This window comes from Acidovorax sp. M2(2025) (assembly GCF_049330835.1).
Lineage (GTDB): Bacteria > Pseudomonadota > Gammaproteobacteria > Burkholderiales > Burkholderiaceae_C > Acidovorax.
In genome coordinates, this window is sequence record NZ_CP186262.1 from 3,265,378 (window position 1) to 3,284,043 (window position 18,666).

The 18,666-nt window shown below is 70.2% G+C and carries 15 protein-coding genes and 1 other RNA gene; 5 read left to right on the forward strand and 11 right to left on the reverse strand.

The genetic code is table 11. The features are described from left to right. Positions 1 to 49 precede the first annotated feature (49 nt). Together rnhA and ACOYR3_RS15160 are read right to left on the reverse strand one after the other, a co-directional pair. Positions 50 to 499: a ribonuclease HI gene (gene rnhA / locus ACOYR3_RS15155; RefSeq protein ID WP_422843182.1), complete on the reverse strand. Its 450-nt coding sequence runs from the start codon at positions 497 to 499 to the stop codon at positions 50 to 52. Next, positions 496 to 1,368, reverse strand: coding sequence for a class I SAM-dependent methyltransferase (locus ACOYR3_RS15160; RefSeq protein WP_422843183.1), 873 nt, complete (start codon positions 1,366 to 1,368; stop codon positions 496 to 498). Before ACOYR3_RS15160 ends, rnhA begins: the two co-directional genes overlap by 4 nt. Here ACOYR3_RS15160 and gloB point away from each other — a divergent pair. Together gloB and ACOYR3_RS15170 are read left to right on the forward strand one after the other, a co-directional pair. Next, positions 1,367 to 2,143, forward strand: a complete 777-nt coding sequence (gene gloB / locus ACOYR3_RS15165; RefSeq protein ID WP_422843184.1) for a hydroxyacylglutathione hydrolase — start codon at positions 1,367 to 1,369, stop codon at positions 2,141 to 2,143. The two genes, ACOYR3_RS15160 and gloB, sit on opposite strands and share 2 nt — an antisense overlap. Beyond that, a complete protein-coding gene (locus tag ACOYR3_RS15170; RefSeq protein ID WP_422843185.1) occupies positions 2,140 to 3,687 on the forward strand; it encodes a transglycosylase SLT domain-containing protein in 1,548 nt (515 codons plus the stop codon). The genes gloB and ACOYR3_RS15170 overlap by 4 nt, the downstream gene beginning before the upstream one ends. 42 nt (positions 3,688 to 3,729) lie before the next feature. Here ACOYR3_RS15170 and ACOYR3_RS15175 read toward each other — a convergent pair whose 3' ends face one another. The 6 genes from ACOYR3_RS15175 to dnaX form a co-directional block, all read right to left on the reverse strand. Then, positions 3,730 to 3,882 (reverse strand): DUF3096 domain-containing protein, encoded by a 153-nt coding sequence (locus tag ACOYR3_RS15175; RefSeq protein WP_291485146.1) that lies wholly within the window; start codon positions 3,880 to 3,882, stop codon positions 3,730 to 3,732. 151 nt (positions 3,883 to 4,033) lie between these two features. Continuing rightward, a complete protein-coding gene (locus tag ACOYR3_RS15180) occupies positions 4,034 to 5,089 on the reverse strand; it encodes an ABC transporter substrate-binding protein (RefSeq protein WP_422843186.1) in 1,056 nt (351 codons plus the stop codon). 116 nt (positions 5,090 to 5,205) lie between these two features. Then, the gene (locus ACOYR3_RS15185; RefSeq protein ID WP_422843187.1) at positions 5,206 to 5,631 is read right to left on the reverse strand and encodes an MAPEG family protein; all 426 of its coding nucleotides are present in this window, start codon (positions 5,629 to 5,631) and stop codon (positions 5,206 to 5,208) included. 169 nt (positions 5,632 to 5,800) lie between these two features. Beyond that, entirely contained in the window at positions 5,801 to 6,391 is a 591-nt protein-coding gene (gene recR / locus ACOYR3_RS15190) for a recombination mediator RecR (RefSeq protein WP_422843188.1), read from the reverse strand. A 236-nt stretch (positions 6,392 to 6,627) separates the two neighbouring features. Next, positions 6,628 to 6,960 (reverse strand): YbaB/EbfC family nucleoid-associated protein, encoded by a 333-nt coding sequence (locus ACOYR3_RS15195; protein ID WP_291485138.1) that lies wholly within the window; start codon positions 6,958 to 6,960, stop codon positions 6,628 to 6,630. Between the two features lie 219 nt (positions 6,961 to 7,179). Continuing rightward, positions 7,180 to 9,141, reverse strand: a complete 1,962-nt coding sequence (dnaX, locus tag ACOYR3_RS15200) for a DNA polymerase III subunit gamma/tau (RefSeq protein ID WP_422843189.1) — start codon at positions 9,139 to 9,141, stop codon at positions 7,180 to 7,182. Between the two features lie 96 nt (positions 9,142 to 9,237). Here dnaX and ACOYR3_RS15205 point away from each other — a divergent pair, with 96 nt between their 5' ends. The 3 genes from ACOYR3_RS15205 to ACOYR3_RS15215 all read left to right on the forward strand — a co-directional run bounded on the left by ACOYR3_RS15205 (position 9,238) and on the right by ACOYR3_RS15215 (position 10,905). Further along, the gene (locus ACOYR3_RS15205) at positions 9,238 to 9,789 is read left to right on the forward strand and encodes a cytochrome b (protein WP_422843190.1); all 552 of its coding nucleotides are present in this window, start codon (positions 9,238 to 9,240) and stop codon (positions 9,787 to 9,789) included. A gap of 85 nt (positions 9,790 to 9,874) precedes the next feature. Then, positions 9,875 to 9,971: signal recognition particle sRNA small type (ffs, locus tag ACOYR3_RS15210), an RNA gene on the forward strand. Between the two features lie 232 nt (positions 9,972 to 10,203). After that, on the forward strand, positions 10,204 to 10,905 hold the full coding sequence (locus tag ACOYR3_RS15215; protein WP_422843191.1) for a hypothetical protein: 702 nt from the start codon (positions 10,204 to 10,206) through the stop codon (positions 10,903 to 10,905). Between the two features lie 136 nt (positions 10,906 to 11,041). Here the strand turns inward: ACOYR3_RS15215 and ACOYR3_RS15220 are convergent, their stop codons facing one another. From ACOYR3_RS15220 to ACOYR3_RS15230, 3 genes are all read right to left on the reverse strand, one after another. Next, on the reverse strand, positions 11,042 to 12,310 hold the full coding sequence (locus ACOYR3_RS15220; RefSeq protein ID WP_422846599.1) for a TIGR03862 family flavoprotein: 1,269 nt from the start codon (positions 12,308 to 12,310) through the stop codon (positions 11,042 to 11,044). Positions 12,311 to 12,453: 143 nt separating this feature from the next. After that, positions 12,454 to 15,966, reverse strand: coding sequence for a UvrD-helicase domain-containing protein (locus ACOYR3_RS15225; RefSeq protein WP_422843192.1), 3,513 nt, complete (start codon positions 15,964 to 15,966; stop codon positions 12,454 to 12,456). Then, the gene (locus ACOYR3_RS15230) at positions 15,963 to 18,569 is read right to left on the reverse strand and encodes a PD-(D/E)XK nuclease family protein (RefSeq protein ID WP_422843193.1); all 2,607 of its coding nucleotides are present in this window, start codon (positions 18,567 to 18,569) and stop codon (positions 15,963 to 15,965) included. The genes ACOYR3_RS15225 and ACOYR3_RS15230 overlap by 4 nt, the downstream gene beginning before the upstream one ends. Positions 18,570 to 18,666 lie beyond the last annotated feature (97 nt).

Consider the following 18,666-nt stretch of genomic DNA (forward strand, 5'->3'; position numbering starts at 1 on the left):
GGGCCCGGACGGGCCCTTTTTGCTGCTGGTAGGTGCTGCTTCCGCCCGGCTACCGGCGGCCCAGGGCCTGGTCCACGCCCCGGTTGGCCAGCGCGTCGGCGCGCTCGTTGCCGGGATCGCCGGAGTGCCCGCGCACCCAGCGCCACTCAATGCGGTGGCCGGCCGTCGCCACCAGGGCATCCAGGCGCTGCCACAGCTCGACGTTCTTGACGGGCTGCTTGGACGCCGTGCGCCAGCCCTTGGCCTTCCAGCCATGGATCCACTCGGTGATGCCCTTGCGCACATATTCGCTGTCCAGGTACAGCGTCACGGCGCAAGGCCGCTTGAGGGCGGACAGCGCCTCGATGACGGCCTTGAGTTCCATGCGGTTGTTGGTGGTGCCCAGCTCGCCCCCGAAGAGCTCTTTCTCTGTCGTGCCCGAGCGCAGCAACACCCCCCATCCGCCGGGCCCGGGGTTGCCTTTGCAGGCGCCATCTGTGTATATCTCTACTTGGTTCAAATCGAAGTCCTGTTTCTGGTTCTGGTTCTGTCGGTGCCGCCGCCCGCCACCGCTCGCGGCAGCCGGGCGGCGCTGTGGGGCGCCGGGGTCCGGTTGGCAACGGGCACGGTGGCGGCGGACCGCTGCCGTGCCGAGCGCCACGCGGGCTCCAGCAGGCGCATGCCGTGCACCCGCTTGACCGCCACGAGGAAGTAGGCGGCGCCGAAGATCGGCCACCACTTTTCTCCCAGCGGGTCCATGAAGCCGAAGCGGTCCAGCCACTGGGTGCTGCGCACTGCGGGACGATAACAGCCAAACCGGGCCGATTCGACCTCGAAGTTCAGCAGGCGCAGCCAGTCGCGCAAACGCCGGTACCCGATGAACTCACCCAGGTCGGGCAGGTACAGCGTCCCCCGGCCGGCCCGCCGCAGCAAGCGCGCGCGCCACTGCCGCAGCCCCCAGAGGCTGGTCGGGTTGAGCCCGCTGATCACCACCCGCCCTTCGGGCACCAGCACCCGCTCCACCTCGCGCAGGGCCGCGTGGGGGTCGCTGCTGAGCTCCAGCGTATGAGGCAGCACCAGCAGGTCCAGGCTGGCCGGCGCAAACGGAAGCGCCGCCGGCTCGGCCAGCAGGTGCACGGCGCGCAGCGGCAGCGGCTCCGTGCCCGGAGCCCCCGCTTCCCTGGCCAGCCCCTCCTGCCCGAGCGCGAACCACTGGTGGGGCATGCGGTTGGCGCGCAGCCCGTCCAGCAGCGGCATGCCCAGCTGCAGGCTGTGGTAGCCGAAGATATCGGCCACCGCTTCGTCGAAGCGCGCCTGCTCCCACGCCAGCAGGTACCGCCCGGGGGGGGAGTCAAACCAGTGGTGCAAACCTATAATTTGATCGCTCATGAACTTGCTGCCGCTACCTGCCTTTACCGACAACTACCTCTGGATGCTGCATGACGGCCGCCAGGCGATCGTTGTGGACCCGGGGGACTCCGCGCCCGTGCTGCAGGCGCTGCAGCAACTGGGCGTGCAGTTGCAGGCCATTCTAGTCACGCACCACCACCCCGATCATGTCGGCGGCGTGGACGTGCTGCGCAACGCCACCGGCGCGGTGGTCTACGGCCCGGCGCGCGAAGACATCCCCGCGCCCGTGCGCCCGCTGGCCCACGGCGACACGGTGGAGGTGCTGGGCCTGCGCTTTGAAGTGATCGACGTGCCAGGGCACACGGCGGGCCACATCGCCTACTTCTGCGAGGCCGTGGACGCAGAGCCGGTGCTGTTCTGCGGCGACACGCTGTTTTCCGGCGGCTGCGGGCGGCTGTTCGAGGGCACGCCGGCGCAAATGCTGGCGTCGCTGGACCGCCTGTCCGCCCTGCCCGGCAACACCCGTGTGTGTTGTGCGCACGAATACACACTTTCCAACCTTCGGTTTGCCCGCGCGGTGGAACCCGACAACGCAGCGCTGATCCACTACACCGACCAGTGCGAGGCACTGCGGTCCCGCCACCAGCCCACGCTGCCTTCGCGCATCGCGCTGGAGCGGGACATCAACCCCTTTCTGCGCGTACGCCAACCCGCGGTGGCCCAGGCCGCCCGCCAGCACGACGCGCAGGTGAACCCTGGCGATGCCGTGGCCGTCCTGGCCGCGCTGCGCCAATGGAAGAACGAGTTTCGATGAAAATTCTGCACATTGCCTGCGTGGCGTGCATGCTGTGGCTCACCGGCTGCGCGACCACCACGCCCTCGCCCGACGAAGCGTCCGGCAGCACCCCCACCTCAGGGAGCACGCCCCCCTACCGCAGCGGGCACACCCCCATCATCCCCAACGGCCCCCTGAAACCCATCACCGCCGCCCAGGCAGCGGGCGGCGAGGTGGCCTCGCTGTCGGCCCCCGCGGACCTGTGGGACCGCATCCGCCGCGGCTTTGCCATGCCCGACCTGCAAAACGAGCTGGTCCAGGACCGGGAGCAGTGGTATGCCACCCGGCCCGACTACATGCAGCGCATGACCGAGCGCTCCAGCAAGTACCTCTTCCACATCGTCGAAGAGCTGGAACGGCGCGGCATGCCCACCGAGCTGGCCTTGCTGCCCTATATCGAAAGCGCCTTCAATCCCCAGGCCGTCTCCAGCGCCAAGGCCGCGGGCATGTGGCAGTTCATGCCCGCCACGGGCAACTATTTCGACCTCAAGCAGAACGCCTTCCGCGACGACCGGCGCGATGTGCTGGCCTCCACGCGCGCCGCGCTGGACTACCTGCAAAAGCTCTACAACATGTTCGGCGACTGGCACCTGGCCCTGGCCGCCTACAACTGGGGCGAAGGCAGCGTGGGCCGCGCCATTGCGCGCAACCAGAAGCTGGGCCTGGGCACCAGCTACACCGACCTGAACATGCCGGCCGAAACGCGCATGTACGTGCCCAAGCTGCAGGCGGTGAAGAACATCGTGGCCAACCCCGATGCCTTCCGGACCGAGCTCCCGCTCATCGAAAACCACCCGTATTTCCAGACGGTGGACATCACGCACGACATCGACGTGTCCCTGGTCGCCACGCTGGCCGGCATCCGCGAGGAGGACTTCCGCGCGCTCAACCCGTCCTTCCACAAGCCCGTGATCCTGGCCGCCGGCACGCCCCAGATCCTGCTGCCCTGGGACAACGCCAAGGTCTTCCAGCGCAACCTGGAAGCGCGCCGCGACGGGCAGTACGCCAGCTGGACCGTGTGGTCCGTGCCCACCACCATGACGGTGGCAGAAGCCGCCCAGCGCGCCGGCATGAGCGAAAACGACCTGCGCAACGTGAACAACATTCCGCCGCGCATGCTCATCAAGGCCGGCTCGGCCCTGATGGTGCCGCGCTCGGCCGCGATCCGGGAAGACGTGTCATCCCACCTGGCCGACAACGGGCAGGTGGCGTTTGCCCCGGAAATCGTCACGCGGCGCACCACGGTACGCGCCCGCAAGGGGGAGACCGTGGCCAGCATCGCCCGGCGCTACCAGCTGGCCGCAGCCAGCGTGGCCGACTGGAACGACGTGCGCGCCACCTCAGCCTTCAAGGCCGGGCAGCAGGTGGTCGTGTACCTGCCCGTTCGGCAGGGAACGCAGGCGCGCGGCAATAGTGCGCGTGCGCGCAGCAGCTCGGCAACAGGGTCTTCCTCTGCCGGCAAGCGCCCCGTCGCCGCACCCACGCGGCGCGGTGGCACCCCCTCCAAGGTCAAGCGCCGCTGAGGGCACGCCACAGCTGCGGCGCCGGGGTTTCCGGTGCCGGGCTCAGAGCTTCAGCGCGTGCATCCCCAGCAGGCCCAGGATGCCCATGATGATGAGGTACAGCGCCACGATGGTGCTGAGCAGCCGGGGCATGACGAGGATGAGGATGCCCGCGATGAGGGAGACGAGCGGGCCGATGCTGAGGGAAAAGGTCATGGTGCAATCCTTGGAAGACACAGGGGTCGGCCAAGACTAAGGCCAACCGGCTGCGGCCGAATGTAAGTCATCGGCGCAATTGCGCGGCACGCGGCGGTGCCGCCCTGGCCGGTCGGGCCACCCTCCGAACCTGCGCTCAGAAAAGAGCCGCTCAGAGGGTGAATTTCTGGCGCGCCTTGCGCACAAAGTCGTTGGTGTAGGTGCGCGCGAGGTCGGCCTTGAAGTCCGCCAGCTCCGCGTGGGCCCGCGGCAGCACGCGCAGCGCCGTGGCGGGCCCATCCTCCGGCATGGAGCCATTCGGGGAATAGGTTTCGCGCACGCGGCTGAACGCCGCGAGGTACAGCCCCCGGTCGCCCATCAGGTAGCCCGTGGGCACGGCCTTGGCGAGATCGGCCGGCGCAGCCGTCTGCAGCCACTTGAGCGCGTGCACGATCCCGTTGGCCAGCGCCTGCGCCTGGGCCGGCTGCTTTTGCAGGAACGCCTGGGGTGCGTACAGGCACCCGGCGGGCATGGCGCCGCCAAACGCCTCTTGCGCCGACTTCAGCGAGCGCATGTCGGCAACGATGCGGGTGTCGGCCTTTTGCTCCAGCAGCGTCATGAGCGGGTCGGCGTGGCACAGGGCATGCACCTGGCCCGAACGCAGGGCGTTCATGGCGCCAACGCCGGAGCCCACGCTGACAAAAATGACCTCGCGCGGGCCCAATCCGGCACGGCCCAGGACAAGACTGGCAGCCATGTGGGTGGACGACCCGACGGACGATACGCCGATGCGCCGCCCTTGCAGGTCACCCAGATCCTTGTAGGACGGGACGGCGCGCAGGGACACCCCCAGCGCCAGCTGGGGCGCGCGCCCCAGCACCACGAACGAGCGGAACGCCTGGCCCCGCGCCTGCTGGCGCAGGGTGTGCTCGAACGCCCCGGCACACACGTCGGCCGTGCCTTCCTGCACCGCCTGCAGCGCCAGCGCGCCTGCCGGCAGGTCGCGGATGGTGACGTCCAGCCCCTCGGCGCGGAAGTAGCCCAGCTGGTCCGCCAGCACCAGCGGCAGGTGGTACAGCACGCCCTGCCCGCCCACGGCAATGGTGACGCGGCCCAGTGCGGCTTCGTCCGCCTGGCCCCGCACCAGCGCGGGCGCAAACGCCGCCGCTGCGGACAGGGCGGATACGGCGCCAAAGGCGCGGCGGTTCAACACGGGAAGTCGGGGCATGGAGGTGGGCAAAACAGGCGATGCTGCATTGCAACAATCGTGCCGCAGCGCGGGGAACCCCGCATCAGGGGGAATCCCAGCGGGTTTCTACGTACCGCCGCACGCAGCGGTACCGCTCATCGGTATCCGATGAAGAGAATGGCAATGTTCACCAGCAAGCCTGCGGCCCACACGGCGCTGCGCACCGTCGGCATGTCGGACACATACATCAGGATGTAGAAGATGCGCAGCATGACGTACAGCAATGCCAGCATGTCCAGCAGGGTCTGGCCCGCCCCGAGCAGGTGCGCAATGATGACGGCGCCGATGAAGAACGGCAGCCCCTCGAAGCTGTTGGCCTGGGCGGCATTGGCGCGGGCCCGCCAGTCGGTCTGACGCGCCATCCAGGCGCGCGGATCGTGGTTGTCGAAACCGCCGTCCTTGCGGGACTTGCCGAGGCTGCCGCTCTTGGCGAGCCAGGCGCAGCCCATGGGCAGCAGTGCCGCGATCAGCACGCACCAGTAAGCCACGGTGAACCGTGCAATGTGCAGGGTGGTGTTCATCTTTTAAGCCTTTTTGGCCTCCAGCCCTTGATGGGCAAGCGCTGGCAGCTATAAGTTTGTGAGTATTTCAGTGGCCTCTGGCCACGGCCGGACTGAGCGACAGAGAGGGCATCGCGCCCTGCCCAGGCACCCGCCGCCGTGATCGCAACCGTGCGGGCCCGCCCAAGCGCTAGCGGCGGTCCACCAGCGCATGGGCGATCGTACCCAGGTCCACGTATTCCAGCTCGCTGCCCACCGGCACGCCGCGGGCCAGCCGCGTCACCGGCACGCCCCGCGCCTTCAGCGCCTCGCTGATCACGTGGGCCGTGGCTTCCCCCTCGGCAGTGAAGCTGGTGGCCAGGATCACCTCCTGCACCGCGTCCTCGCCGGCCCGCTCCAGCAGCTTCTTGAGACCGATGTCCTTGGGCCCCACGCCGTCCAGCGGACTGAGCCGGCCCATCAGCACGAAGTACAGCCCCTTGAACGCCCCGGTGCGCTCCAGCGCCGCCAGGTCGGCCGGGGTCTCCACCACGCACAGCCGGGTGGCGTCGCGCGAGGGGTCCAGGCAGGTGCTGCAGACCTCCGCCTCGGTGAAGGTGTGGCAGCGCGCGCAGTGGTGCACCGTGCCCACCGCCTCGCCCAGCGCCCGCGACAGGGCCAGCGCCCCCTCACGGTCGTGCTGCAGCAGGTGGAACGCCATGCGCTGCGCTGACTTCACCCCCACGCCCGGCAAACGGCGCAGTGCCTGGATCAGAACGTCAAGGGAGTTGGTGGCGGGCATGAAAGAGGATGCAAAAAAGGATGCGAGAGGGATCAGGAGCCAGGCTTCGGCAAGCTCAACCCGAAGGCTGTACCAGCACAAGACAGGTTCTGCACGGCCGTCACCCCGCCCTCCAGGGCGTAGCGAGCGGGATCAGCTGCTAGGCGGACGGAGCACAGGAACCGGAACGTACTTCCTGTACGTGAGGATTCCGAGCACCGCCCAACGACGCAGATGACCCGCGCAGTAGCCAGCCCTCAGAAAGGGAACTTCATGCCGCCGGGGAGGCCCGGCATCCCCGCCGTGAGCTTGCCCATCTTCTCGGCCGACGTTTCCTCGGCCTTGCGCACGGCGGCATTGAAGGCCGCCGCCACCAGGTCTTCCAGCATGTCCTTGTCGTCGGCCAGCAGGCTGGGGTCGATGGTGACGCGCTTGACGTCGTGCTTGCAGGTCATCAGCACCTTGACCAGGCCCGCGCCCGACTCGCCTTCCACTTCGATGAGTGCCAGCTCGTCCTGCGCCTTCTTCAGGTTGTCCTGCATCGCCTGGGCTTGCTTCATCAGGCCGGCGAGTTGTCCTTTGTTGAACATGGTGTGTTTCCTTTGCTTTCTTGCTTTCTGGTGGATCGGTTCCCACAACGGGATTGAATTCAGTCTTTGCGGTATTCGCGTTCACATCGCGCCACATCACGCCACATCGCGCTATTGTGCGCAACGCCAGCAACCTTCAAAACGGGCGCGCCCAGATCCCGGGGCCCCTCCCGCGCTGCGAGAGAGGAGGAAGGTGCCAAAGGCGACTCAGGGGGAGCTTTATACCGGTTTAATACTGCCCGGCACGATTCTGGCGCCGTAGTCGCGCACCAGGGACTGCACGTAGGGATCGTTGTTCACGATTTCCTCCGCCCGCCGCTGCCGCTCGGCCGCAGCGGCCGCATTGCGCCGGGCCGGGCTGTCGATGACCACGCCCACTTCCACGCTGATCTGGGTGGCATGGCCCGCCGCCTCCAGCGCGGTGCGCAGGCGTTCGCGCGCCGTGGGCTGGTTCAGGGACTCGCGCTCCACGCGCAGCAGCCAGTGCCCGCCGTCGCGCGCCACCAGCTGCGACTGCAGGGCCAGCTCGCGCACCAGGGCGGTGATGGCCTCGGCCGCCACGAGCTGCTGCACCGTGGCATGCCAGACATCGCCCTCGGGGGTGGGCGTGTAGCGCGCGGACACCGGCACTGGAGACGACAGCGGCAAGGGCTGCAGCCGCTCCCCGGGCTCGGGCACCTCACGCACCGGGATTGCTACAAACTGAGGAGCACCCGGCGCTTTATGGACGGGACCTGCGGGCTGATTTTGCTGCGAAAGATCGTCCACCGTCCGCACCGGCAGCGCCGTGGCACCGGCCGCCGCTGGAGCCGCAGGAGACCGATCATCGGGCTCCTCCGGTCCGGGCCACGGGGGCGGCTCGGAGTCGCCAACCGCCTCGGCGGGCGGCGGCGACACGGCGGGCGCGGCCACCGCCGCTGGCGCTGGTGCCAAAGCGGCAGGAGGGACCGCCGCGGGCGGCACCGTTGCGCCCGGCGCAGGCATGCGCGCCGCTGCAGACGCGGGCGCAGCCGCCGCAGCCCCGGGTTCAGGCCGCGTCAGAGTTTTTTTTTCAGCCGGGCCGCTGGAAGGGTCTTGGGGCTTGAAGGCCAGCAGCCGCAGCAGCACCATGGTGAGCGCGGCATATTCGTCGGGCGCCAGGCCCAGTTCGCCGCGCCCGTGCAGGCACAGGCTGTAGAGCAGCTGGGTTTCGTCGGCAGGCATCAGGCCGGCCAGGCGGGCGGTCTCGGCGGCCTCGGGGTCATCGGCATCCACCGCGCCTGCCATCTGCGGCACGGCCTGGAACACGGCCATGCGCTGCAGCACGGCACTCATCTCTTCCAGCGTGGATGCGGCCGACAGGCCGTTCATGCGCAGCGCGTCGGAGGTCTCCACCACGGTCTTGCCATCGCCCTGGGCGAGCGCATCGATGAGGCGGAACACGTACGAGCGGTCCACCGCGCCCAGCATCTGCCGCACGCCGGCTTCCTGCAGCTGGCCGCTGCCAAAGGCAATGGCCTGGTCGGTGAGCGACAGCGCGTCGCGCATGGAGCCGCGCGCCGCCCGGGCCAGCAGGCGCAGGGCCTGGGGCTCGGCAGGCACGTTCTCCTGGGCCAGCACGCGGGTCAGGTGCTCCAGCACGGTCTCGGGCGCCATGGGCCGCAGGTTGAACTGCAGACAGCGCGACAGAACGGTGACCGGCACCTTCTGCGGATCGGTGGTGGCCAGCACGAACTTGAGGTACTCCGGCGGCTCCTCCAGCGTCTTGAGCATGGCGTTGAACGCCGTGTTCGTGAGCATGTGCACTTCGTCGATCATGAAGACCTTGAAGCGGCCCTGCACCGGCTTGTACACCGCCTGCTCCAGCAGGCTTTGCACCTCGTCCACACCGCGGTTGGAGGCCGCGTCCAGCTCGGTGTAGTCCACGAAGCGGCCGCTGTCGATGTCGGTGCAGGCCTGGCACACGCCGCAGGGCGTGGCGGTGATGCCGCCGTTGCCATCGGGCCCCTGGCAGTTCAGCGACTTGGCCAGGATGCGCGACACCGTGGTCTTGCCCACGCCGCGGGTGCCGGTGAACAGGTAGGCATGGTGCAGCCGCTGCTGCGTGAGCGCGTTGGACAGCGCCTGCACCACATGCTCCTGCCCCACCATTTCGGTGAAATTGCGGGGGCGGTACTTGCGGGCGAGCACGAGGTAGGACATGGACGTGATTCTATGTTGCGCCCGCGCCCGCTCGCCTGCGGCTTCAGGCAGCTTTCAGGATCGGGAACCATCATGTTTCCTTTACCTGGAACAGAAATGACACCTCGACTCCCTTCCTCGCGCTTCAACGGCTGGTCCATTGCCCTGCACTGGCTCATGGCGGCGCTACTCGTGGCCACAGCAGCCACCATGGAACTGCGGGGCATGTACCCCAAGGGCAGCGACGCCCGCGAGCTCATGAAAACGGCCCACTACACCCTGGGCGTGGCGGTGTTCGCGCTGGTGTGGCTGCGCCTGCTGGCACGCGCGCTGCAGGCGACCCCGCCGATCACGCCCGCGCCGCCCGCGTGGCAGGCCGGGATGGGCCGCGCCATGCATGGAGCGCTCTACGCCCTGATGATCGGGTTGCCCTTGCTGGGCTGGCTGGCGCTGAGCGCCAAAGGCACGCCCGTCGGCTTGCTCGGCGGCCTGCAGTTGCCGTCCGTCCTGGCGGAGAACCCCGACACCTCGCACTGGCTCAAGGAAATCCACGAAGCAGGAGCCACCGCAGGCTACGTGCTGGTGGCGCTGCACGCTGCTGCGGCACTGCTGCACCACTATGTGGTGCGCGACAACACACTGCTGCGCATGCTGCCCGGCCGGCGCTGAGTTGGCCTGGCTGCAGACCCCATGATGGCTCGGATTCACGAGGGTTATGCCGGCCGCACCTGGGCTATGGCTTACAATTGGCGGTGACGGGCCTCCCCGCATGGTGAAGCGGCCAACCGGGTCAGGTGGGGAACCAAGCAGCCCTAACTGTGGAGCCAGTGCCGGGGGTAAGGCTCGTCAACTTTCTTTTCTTGCGAGCGCGACTCACGCCCACGGCGGCTGACGCGCCTGCGGGCACATCGCCCCAACCCTCCCCCTCCCATCAGCATTCCCTGCACGGCCGCACTGGCGGCCGCCGGCACGGCTGTCAGTGCGTTCCCACGCCATGTTGAGGTTTTGAGCCGCTTGGCACCGGCGGCACGGCGGGCACACTTTGTTGCAGCCCCACTGCCCCTTCCTGTTGCCGGTGCCGCCATGCCCCAGCCCCTGTCCTTCCGATTGGTTTGCTGTTCCCGCCGCTGGCCGCTGGGGCTCGGCTGCCTGGCCCTGGCGGCCGGTGCGGCGTGGGCCGAGGAGGCTCCGCTGGCCGAGGATGCAAAGGTCGCCCTGCAGCACGAAACCGCCGCCCTCGGCGCCGCACAGAGCATCGAGATCAACAGCCGCATCCTGCCCATGGCGGCGGACTCCGCGCCAGCGGCCCATGGGGTGCCGCCGGGCTATGCGGGTAGCGGTGCCACCCAGACCCAGCACCTCGACATCACACGCTGGCTGACGCCCGCGTCCTCCGGCGCGTGGGGCCAGTTCGGCCTGTCCCTGGGGGTAAGTGCCCCCAGCCCCGGCGCCGCCGCGCCCGCACTCGCGCCAGGCAGCGGCTCCCCCGCCAGCCTGGATCTGGGCATGCGCTGGCGATCGCGCCTGGACAGTGGCCGCCACCTGGACATCGCAGCCTGGGCCCAGGCCCCGCAGTGGGGCCAGCCGCAGGATGCGATGAACCTGATCTGGCAATCGCAGCAGCCGGCGTACGGCACGCGGGTGGAGATGCAATGGGCGTCGTCGCGCACCCGGGGCCTGGTGCCCGAGTTTGGCGCCATTGGCGTGCAGCTGCAGGGCGGATCGCGCCTGGTGCTGCGGGCGCGCAAAGGGGGGCCGATGCTGTACTACCGGGCGAAGTTTTGAAGCCCCCCTGAGCCGCTGCGCGGCTTCCCCCGGAGGGGGACGCCTCCAGGGGACCGGCAAGGCGGGATCCACGGAGGCCCGGCGTGGAATGCGCCAGTTGCGGGCGCCGCACACACCCGGAGAACCGATGGCCTGTTCAATCTCCGCTGCGACGCAGCCAGCGGAGCGCGCCTTCTCCCGCCACGCGCCCGCTGGCCATGCTGGCCGTGAGCAGGTAGCCCCCGGTCGGCGCCTCCCAGTCCAGCATTTCGCCCGCGCAGAACACGCCCGGCACGGCGGTCGCCATGAGGTGGGCGTCCAGCGCCTCCAGCGCCACGCCGCCGGCGGTGCTGATGGCTTCGTCCAGCGGGCGGGAGGCCACCACGGTGATGGGCAGCGCCTTGATGGCCTGGGCCAATGCCACCGGGTCGTTCATGCCGTCCTTGCCCAGGTGCTCGTACAGCACGCCGGCCTTGATGCCGTCCAGGCCCAGCCGGCCCTTGAGGTGGCTGGACAGCGAGCGCGAGCCGCGGGGGTGGCGCACTTCCACCAGCACACGCTCGGGCGTGTGGTCTGGCAGCAGGTCCAGGTGGAACGTGGCGTGCCCATGTGCTTCGATCTCGTCGCGCAGCAGGTGCGACACGGCGTAGACCAGGCTGCCTTCCACGCCCGTGGCCGTGGCCACGAATTCACCGCGGCGGTGGAAGGCGCGCCCCTGGCTGTCGGTGAAGGACAGCGCCACGGTCTTGAACGGCTGGCCGGCAAAACGCTGGGCGAAATGCGGCGTCCAGCCGACGGCCGGTGCCGGCGACTGCCCCAGGAGCTCCTGCAGGAAGGCGCGGCGCGTCTCCCCAGCGGGCGCCTGCGCACACAGCACGTCGAACCCGCAGTTGGCGGGCCGCAGGGGTGCGATGGCAATGCCGCGCTCGGCCAGCAGGGGCACCCAGGCCCCGTCCGAGCCCAGGCGCGACCAGCTGCCGCCCCCCAGCGCCAGCACCGTGGCGCGGGCAGGCACCCGCACCTCGCCCGCGGGGGACTGGAACCGCAGCGCGCCATCGCCCGCCCAGCCCAGCCAGCGGTGCCGCATGTGAAAGGCCACGCCCTGCCCGCGCAGGCGCTGCAGCCAGGCGCGCAGCAGCGGCGCAGCCTTCATGTCGGCGGGGAAGACGCGGCCCGACGTGCCCACGAAGGTCTCGACGCCCAGGCCCTGGGCCCAGGCCCGGATTTCCGGGCCGCCAAACGCCGTGAGCCACGGGGCCACCTGCGCCTGCCGCACGCCATAGCGCTCGGCAAAGGGCGCGAGGGGCTCCGAGTGCGTGAGGTTCAGTCCCCCCTTGCCCGCCAGCAGGAACTTGCGCCCCACCGAGGGCATGGCATCAAAAAGATGCACCGCCACCCCCGCCTGCGCCAGCACCTCGGCAGCCATCAGCCCGGCCGGGCCGCCGCCGATGATGGCCACGTCGCAGGACGCGGCAGGAACGGTGGGCAGTGCGGATGAGGGGGCTGAGGACACGGGGAGAACCTTGTAAATGAGGGGCGACGGAGAGAGGCGAAACGGGAGTGGCCCGCTCAGAACAGCGAGCCCTGCCGCGGCGGGGCGGCATCCGCCACGGAGGAGGCCGGTGCGGGCGAGCGGGCACGGGTCGACGCCGGCTGCGCCCCCTGCGCCAGGGCGCCGGGGGCGGGAGTATGCCCCAGCCCGGGCGGCACCGCGCCGTCCACCGGCACCAGGCGCCCGTCGCCGGTGAGGAAGGCGGCATGCACCGCCTCGCCCGGCATCAGGGCCGCCACTGCCTCGCGGTAGCGCTGCAGCTGCGCCACCAGGGCCTGCTGGCGCTGGGGCTGCGTGGCGCTTTTGTAGTCCAGCACCCACCAGCCCGCCAAGGCATCCCCGGTCTGCACGGCGCGGCGCTGCACCAGCCGGTCGATGCGCAGGCTCTGGCCCTGGTAGTGAAGCGGGGCTTCGTTGATCGCGGTCTGGACCAGCGCCGGGTCCCACGCCCAGGCGCCCTCGCCCGCCAGGATGGCCTGCGCCATCCGGGCCGCCTGCTCGGCGGCGGCGGGCGTGATGTCGTGGTCGGCGGCCAGGCGGGCCAGGCGCGCAGCGGTCCAGCCATGGGCACGCACATCGGCCAGCGGGGCGCCGGCCACACCGGCTTGTTCCAGCAGCTGGTGCATGGCATCGCCCTGGCGCGAGAGCGGAGTCGATTCCGCATCGCCCGGCATGGCCACGGGCGCGTCGCCCGCCAGCCCGGCGGCGGTGTGCACGCGGGCGGTTTGCAGCGCCTCGGGCAGCGCGGGCAGGCTGGGGATGGTGAAGGTCGCAGCGGGAGCGGCGGCTTCTGCGCCGTGCTCTGCCGGGGCCTGGGCTTGCAGATCAACCTCCGTGACCAGCGGGGCGAGCCGGTTCCACCAGCTGCCGGGGGCCGGGTTGCCGGGTTGCACCGACGACAGCGCCAGGCAGTGCTTGGCGCGCGTCATGGCCACGTAGAGCATGTTCAGCTCCTCGCGGCTGCGGGCCTGCTGCTCGGCGGCCAGCGTGGCCTCGGCGCTGGGCGGCGGGTTGGATTCGCTGGCCAGAAAGATGAACGCCGAAGGCGCGGGCTGCTCGCCGGGCCAGTCCACCAGCACGCCCATGGTTTCGGCCTTCTGCGGGCGGGTATCGGTGTCCAGCAGCAGCACGCAGTCCGCCTCCAGCCCCTTGGCACCGTGCACCGTCAGCAGGCGGATCGCCTGCGCATCGGCCCGGCCGGGGGCGCGCACGCCGCCCTTCTTCATGGCGCGCACAAACGCATAGGGCGTGAGGTAGCGCCCCCCGTCGTGTTGCAGCGCGGCGGCCAGCAGCGCGCGCAGGTTGGCCTGCACGGCCTGGCGCTGCGTGACGGGCGCGGCAGCGGCAAAGCGGGCCAGCACGTCGCCCTGCTCATAGATGGCGTGCAGCGCATCGTGCGGCGGCAGGCGCTGCACCCAGCCCTGGTATTGAACCAAAACAGGCCCCAGCGCTTGTAAATCAGGCGCGAGCAGCTCACTTTTCAATAGCAAATCAAACCAGCTGCAGCCCGCATGCTCAGGCTGGCGGCGCAGCACGGCCAGCGCCACCAGGGCGTCATCGCCCAAACCAAACAACGGCGACTTGAGCGCGCGCGCCAGCGACAGGTCGTGCGTGGGCGAGACCAGCGCATCGAGCAGCGCCACCATGTCCTGCACCTCAGGCGCGTCGAACAGGTCCGACTTTTCGGGCTGCACGCAGGGCAGGTGCAGGGCGCGCAGGGCCTCTTGCATGGTGGCCAGGCGGTCGCGTTTGCGGGCCATCACCAGCACCTCTTTGGGCGGGGTGCCGCTGGCGATCTGCGCGGCCACCCAGGCGGCGGCCTGCGTGCATTCGCGCATGCGCTGGGTTTCTTCGGCTTCGTGGCGGGGTTCGGTCAGGCTGTCGCGCCAGGCCAGCGGGTCGCGGGCGGTGCTACCTCCATCGCCCGCATCGTCGTCATCGGTGATGGCGGGCAGGCGCAGCAACTGGCCCGTGTGTTTCGATTCAGTGGTGTGGTCACGGAAGCCTGTGGTCTCGTGCTGCGCCTGGGCCTGCCCCATGACGGCGTTGACGGCGGCGATCACGCCCTGCGCGTTGCGGCGCGTGTGGTCGCAGCTCAAAAGGTCGCCGCCCAGCCCGTCGCGCACAAAGGCCTGCGCGGCGATAAAGACTTGCGGCTCGGCCCGGCGAAAGCGGTAGATGCTCTGCTTGGGGTCGCCCACGATGAACACGCTGGGCGCGGCAGCCCCGCCGCCCGATCCCGCATAGCCCGCCAGCCACGCGTGCAGCGCCTGCCACTGCAGCGGGTTGGTGTCCTGGAACTCATCGACCAGCAGGTGGCGGATGCGCGCATCGAGCCGCTCTTGCACCCAGCCGGAAAGGACGGGGTCGGCCAGCATGACCAGCGCGGTGCGCTCCACGTCGTTCATGTCCACCCAGCCGTGCTGCTGCTTGACGGCGGCAAACTGCGCGATCAGGCAGCGCGCCAGCCGGGCCATGCGCTGCTGGTGCTGCCAGGCCTCGTGCTGGCGGCGGGCCACCAGCAGGCGCTGCAGCTCGGGCTCGGCCTCTTGCGCGGCGGGGAACTTCTCCAGGTTCTTGGAGAGGCGGTCTTCCTTGGCCACAAACATCGCCTTGCGCAGCCTGTCCAGGCGCTGGTTCAGGTCGGGGCAGGCCAGCGCGTCGATGATGGCGTCTGCGGCCTTTTGCGGGGTCTTGTTGGACTCGGCGCCCAAGGCGCTGGCACGGCTGCGCCAGCGCTGCAGGGCGGCCTCGGTCTGCAAGGCCTCGGCAGGCTCGGCAAAGGCAGCGAGATCGGGGTACGCCTGCTGGAACGGCGGCACCGACGCATCGACCACACCCGCCGCGTCAGCCAGGTCAAACTCCACGCGCTTGGCCAGCGCCGCTGCCAGCGCCTTGTGCGTTTGCGAGCGGCCATGGCGGGCCACCACGGCTTCGTAGTCGGCGCGCAGGCCGGCGCTCTCGGCCACGGTCTGCAAGAACGGCGGCCAGACTTCGCGCACGGCCTCGGCATCGTCCTCCAGCAGCTCAAAGTGCGCGGGCAGGCCTTGCTGCTGCAGCAGCGCCAGCGGGGCCGTGCCCAGCAGCGCGGCAAACCAGCTGTGGAAGGTGCGAATCTGCACCGGGCGGCCGGCCTCCAGCAGCTGGCGGTATAAATTTTGTAGCGCCTCGCGCTTTTCCAGAGCGCCCTGGGGGCTGATTCCGCGTGCAATCAGCTCTGCCGTCAGATCTTCCAGCGGCTTGTGGCTGAACTGCTCCAGCCACTCCTGCAGGCGCTGGCGCATTTCGCCCGCCGCCTTTTTGGTGAAGGTGATGGCCAGGATTTCGTGCGGCGCGCACCCGTCGAGCAGCGCCCGCAGCATGCGCGAGACCAGCATCCAGGTCTTGCCCGCGCCCGCGCAGGCCTCCACCGCCACGCTGCGCGCGGGGTCGCAGGCAATGGCGTAGAAGGCCTCGCGCGTGACCGTGCGGCCATTGTGTTCATAGGCGGCCTGGGTGGGTGGGGTGGCCTGGGGAATGCTCTCGGTCATGGCGTCTCTGGCGCGGGCAGCACCTGTTCAGCATCTGCCCAGTAGTCTTTGCGGCACAGGCCGCGCACGGCGCAGAACTCGCACACCGAGCCCTCGCCCAGCGCGGGCAGCGGCGCACCGGCGGCGATGCGGGCCATGTCGTGCTGGATGCCTTCGACCAGCACATCGCGCAGGTGCACAACCTCGCTCTGCTCGTGCAGTTGCGTCTCGCCGCGCTCGCCGACATTGACGTATGCGGCGCGCAGCGTGTCGTGGTGCAGCAGGGCAGCGTAGAAGGGCAGCTGCGTGTCTTCCGCGCCGCTCTTGATGCGCTGGCGGGTGACGCTGTCGCTTTCGGTCTTGTAGTCGATCACCAGCACCGTGGGCTCGCCGGTGCTGGACACGCCGTCGATGCGGTCGATGGTGCCGATCAGCTCCAGGCCGCCCAGCGGCTGGCGGGCCTTGACCTCGGCCTGGCGGAACATCGCGCCCTGCTGTTCGTGCCCGGCCAGCCAGTGCAGGTAGCCGTCGCGCAGCTGCGTCCAGCCTGCGGCAAAGGGCAGAAAGTCGCCGTCTTGCAGGCGCTGCTCGCGCGTGACGGCTTCGGCGGCGGCGTCCATGCGGGCGCTGCGCTCACCCGCGTCGTCGGTGGGTTGGTCGCGCAGGTCTTCGTGAAAGCGCTGCAGCACCGCGTGCAGCCAGTTGCCGAAGTCGCGCTTGTCCACCTCGGCGTCCAGCTCGTCGGCCTCGCGCAGGCCCAGCTGGCGCTGGGCGAAGAAGCGGTAGGGGCAGTGGCGCAGGTCCGAATACGCGGTGGACGAGAGCTGCTGCACGGGCAGCGCCTGGCCCACGGGCAAGGGGCGCAGCGTGGGGGCGGCCTGCACCGTGCGGGCCGGGCGGGCGTCGGCGCCCTGGGCCGCTTCGCCTTGCAGTTGCAGGGCCAGCACCAGGGCGCTGGCCAGCAGCGGCTCCCCGCCCTCATCGCTGGTGCGCCACAGCACGTCCACCACGGGGGTGCGCAACGCGTTGGCCCAGGCGGCGCGCTGCGCGGCTTCCAGCGTCTGGCGCGTGGGCAGGCCCCAGGCCTCGCGCTGGGCCTGGGACCAGTCGCCCGGGGGCTCGGGCGCGGGCTGCAGGCGCTTTTCATCGCTGCCCGGCAGCACGGCAGCGGCAAACGGGCGGCCCAGCAGCTGGGGCATGGGCAGCACCACCACGGGCGCTTCGGCCGATTGCGCTGCCACGTAGCGCCCGGCCTCCAGCACATCTTTCACCCAGCGGGTGAATTCGGCCAAGGTCATGCGACGGCCTGCGGTCTCACCCCAACTCGCCAGCTCGGCCTGCTGGCCGTCTTGCAGGCGCAGCGCGGCCAGCACGCGCATGCCGGCCGGGTCGGCCTGCAGGCCCTGCCACTGGCCCGCCTGCTCCAGCACGGAACGCAAGGCCATCAGCCACTGCGGCAGGGGCCGTGCGGCGCGCAGGGCATCGCGCCAGCCTTCCACCGTGGCCACCGTGCGGGCCAGCACAGGCTGGGCGCTGAAGTCACGCGCCGCAGCGGCGCTCCACTGCGGCACCACGTTCCTGCGCAGCCATTGCTCCAGGCGGTTGGTGTCGGCCGGGGGCAAGGCGGGCGTGTGCTTGAGCCAGTCGAGCACGGCGTTGGAGGAGGCGTTCCACGCAGCCGCCTCCAGCGCGGCCATCAGCCTCGCGGCCGAGCGGGTGGTGGAGAGAATCCAGCCGCTTTCGTCGCGCACCAGCACGCCCTGGCTGTCCAGGTGGGCCAGCACGCGGCGCACCAGGGCCCGGTCGGTGGCGGCCAGCGCCACGGGGATGCGGCCCTGCTCGATGTGGCGCAGCACGCAGGCGGCGGAGCGGTGGGCTTCGTCTTCGGCGTCCGCCGCCGCATGCAGGGCCATTTGCGAGGGGAGCGGTGCCGGTGCCGCAGCAGACTCCGCCTCCCACAGCGCCACGCAGCAGGCGCTGGCGCCCCAGTGCTGCACCAGGGCCCGATTGAGGGCATCGGACTGGAACCCCTCCAGCACCACCAGCGCATCCACCGCGGCGCGCACGCCGGGCTCGAACAACACGTCGGTGGCATGGCGCGAGGCCAGCACCCATTCCAGCGCCAGGCGCGCCACCAGGGCTTCGTAGTGCAGCGCGCTGCCCGCTTCGGCGGCGGGCAGCAAGGCGCGGGCCTCGTCGCCCCAGGCGGCGCGCCGATCGGGCGGCACCGCCGCCACCACCGGGGCCAGCTGGGCCACGGCCTCCTGCAGCGGCGTGGCCAGGACGTCGCGCAGGGCCCCCTGCCCCACGCGCTCGAGCAAGGCGCGCGCGGTGAGGGTGTCGCGCGCCACGTCGCCGGCAAAGTCATCGCCCGCGGGCTCAAACCCTTGCAGCTGGGCAGCCCAGTTGCGCGTGGTCTCAAAACGCGGCGCAAACCCCTGCGGAAACTGCTGCGCCCAGAAGCGTTGCGCCCAGGGCATGAGCTGGGCGTACGGCACCAGCACTACGGTGCGCGCAAGGTGGGTGCCCTGCGCCGCGGCGTGGGCCGCCACCTGCGCCAGGGCACGTTGCCACACGGCGGCGCACGGCGCGCTGTGCTGATCGCTTTTCGCTATGACTGTCATAGCACCGCGCGGCCCGGCCACACCGGTGAACGTGGGATTGGTTTCTGTCACAATGCCTGCACTTTAAACGTACACCGGTCGCAACCCGCTGAAAAAC

Coding starts and splice junctions, on each gene's coding strand:
- gloB (WP_422843184.1), top strand. CDS start 1,367: ATGAACTTGCTGCCGCTACCTGCCTTTACCGACAACTACCTCTGGATG.
- ACOYR3_RS15160 (WP_422843183.1), bottom strand. CDS start 1,368: ATGAGCGATCAAATTATAGGTTTGCACCACTGGTTTGACTCCCCCCCC.
- ACOYR3_RS15170 (WP_422843185.1), top strand. CDS start 2,140: ATGAAAATTCTGCACATTGCCTGCGTGGCGTGCATGCTGTGGCTCACC.
- ACOYR3_RS15175 (WP_291485146.1), bottom strand. CDS start 3,882: ATGACCTTTTCCCTCAGCATCGGCCCGCTCGTCTCCCTCATCGCGGGC.
- ACOYR3_RS15180 (WP_422843186.1), bottom strand. CDS start 5,089: ATGCCCCGACTTCCCGTGTTGAACCGCCGCGCCTTTGGCGCCGTATCC.
- ACOYR3_RS15185 (WP_422843187.1), bottom strand. CDS start 5,631: ATGAACACCACCCTGCACATTGCACGGTTCACCGTGGCTTACTGGTGC.
- recR (WP_422843188.1), bottom strand. CDS start 6,391: ATGCCCGCCACCAACTCCCTTGACGTTCTGATCCAGGCACTGCGCCGT.
- ACOYR3_RS15195 (WP_291485138.1), bottom strand. CDS start 6,960: ATGTTCAACAAAGGACAACTCGCCGGCCTGATGAAGCAAGCCCAGGCG.
- dnaX (WP_422843189.1), bottom strand. CDS start 9,141: ATGTCCTACCTCGTGCTCGCCCGCAAGTACCGCCCCCGCAATTTCACC.
- ACOYR3_RS15205 (WP_422843190.1), top strand. CDS start 9,238: ATGACACCTCGACTCCCTTCCTCGCGCTTCAACGGCTGGTCCATTGCC.
- ACOYR3_RS15215 (WP_422843191.1), top strand. CDS start 10,204: ATGCCCCAGCCCCTGTCCTTCCGATTGGTTTGCTGTTCCCGCCGCTGG.
- ACOYR3_RS15220 (WP_422846599.1), bottom strand. CDS start 12,310: ATGGCTGCCGAGGTGCTGGCGCAGGCGGGGGTGGCGGTGCATCTTTTT.
- ACOYR3_RS15225 (WP_422843192.1), bottom strand. CDS start 15,966: ATGACCGAGAGCATTCCCCAGGCCACCCCACCCACCCAGGCCGCCTAT.
- ACOYR3_RS15230 (WP_422843193.1), bottom strand. CDS start 18,569: ATGACAGTCATAGCGAAAAGCGATCAGCACAGCGCGCCGTGCGCCGCC.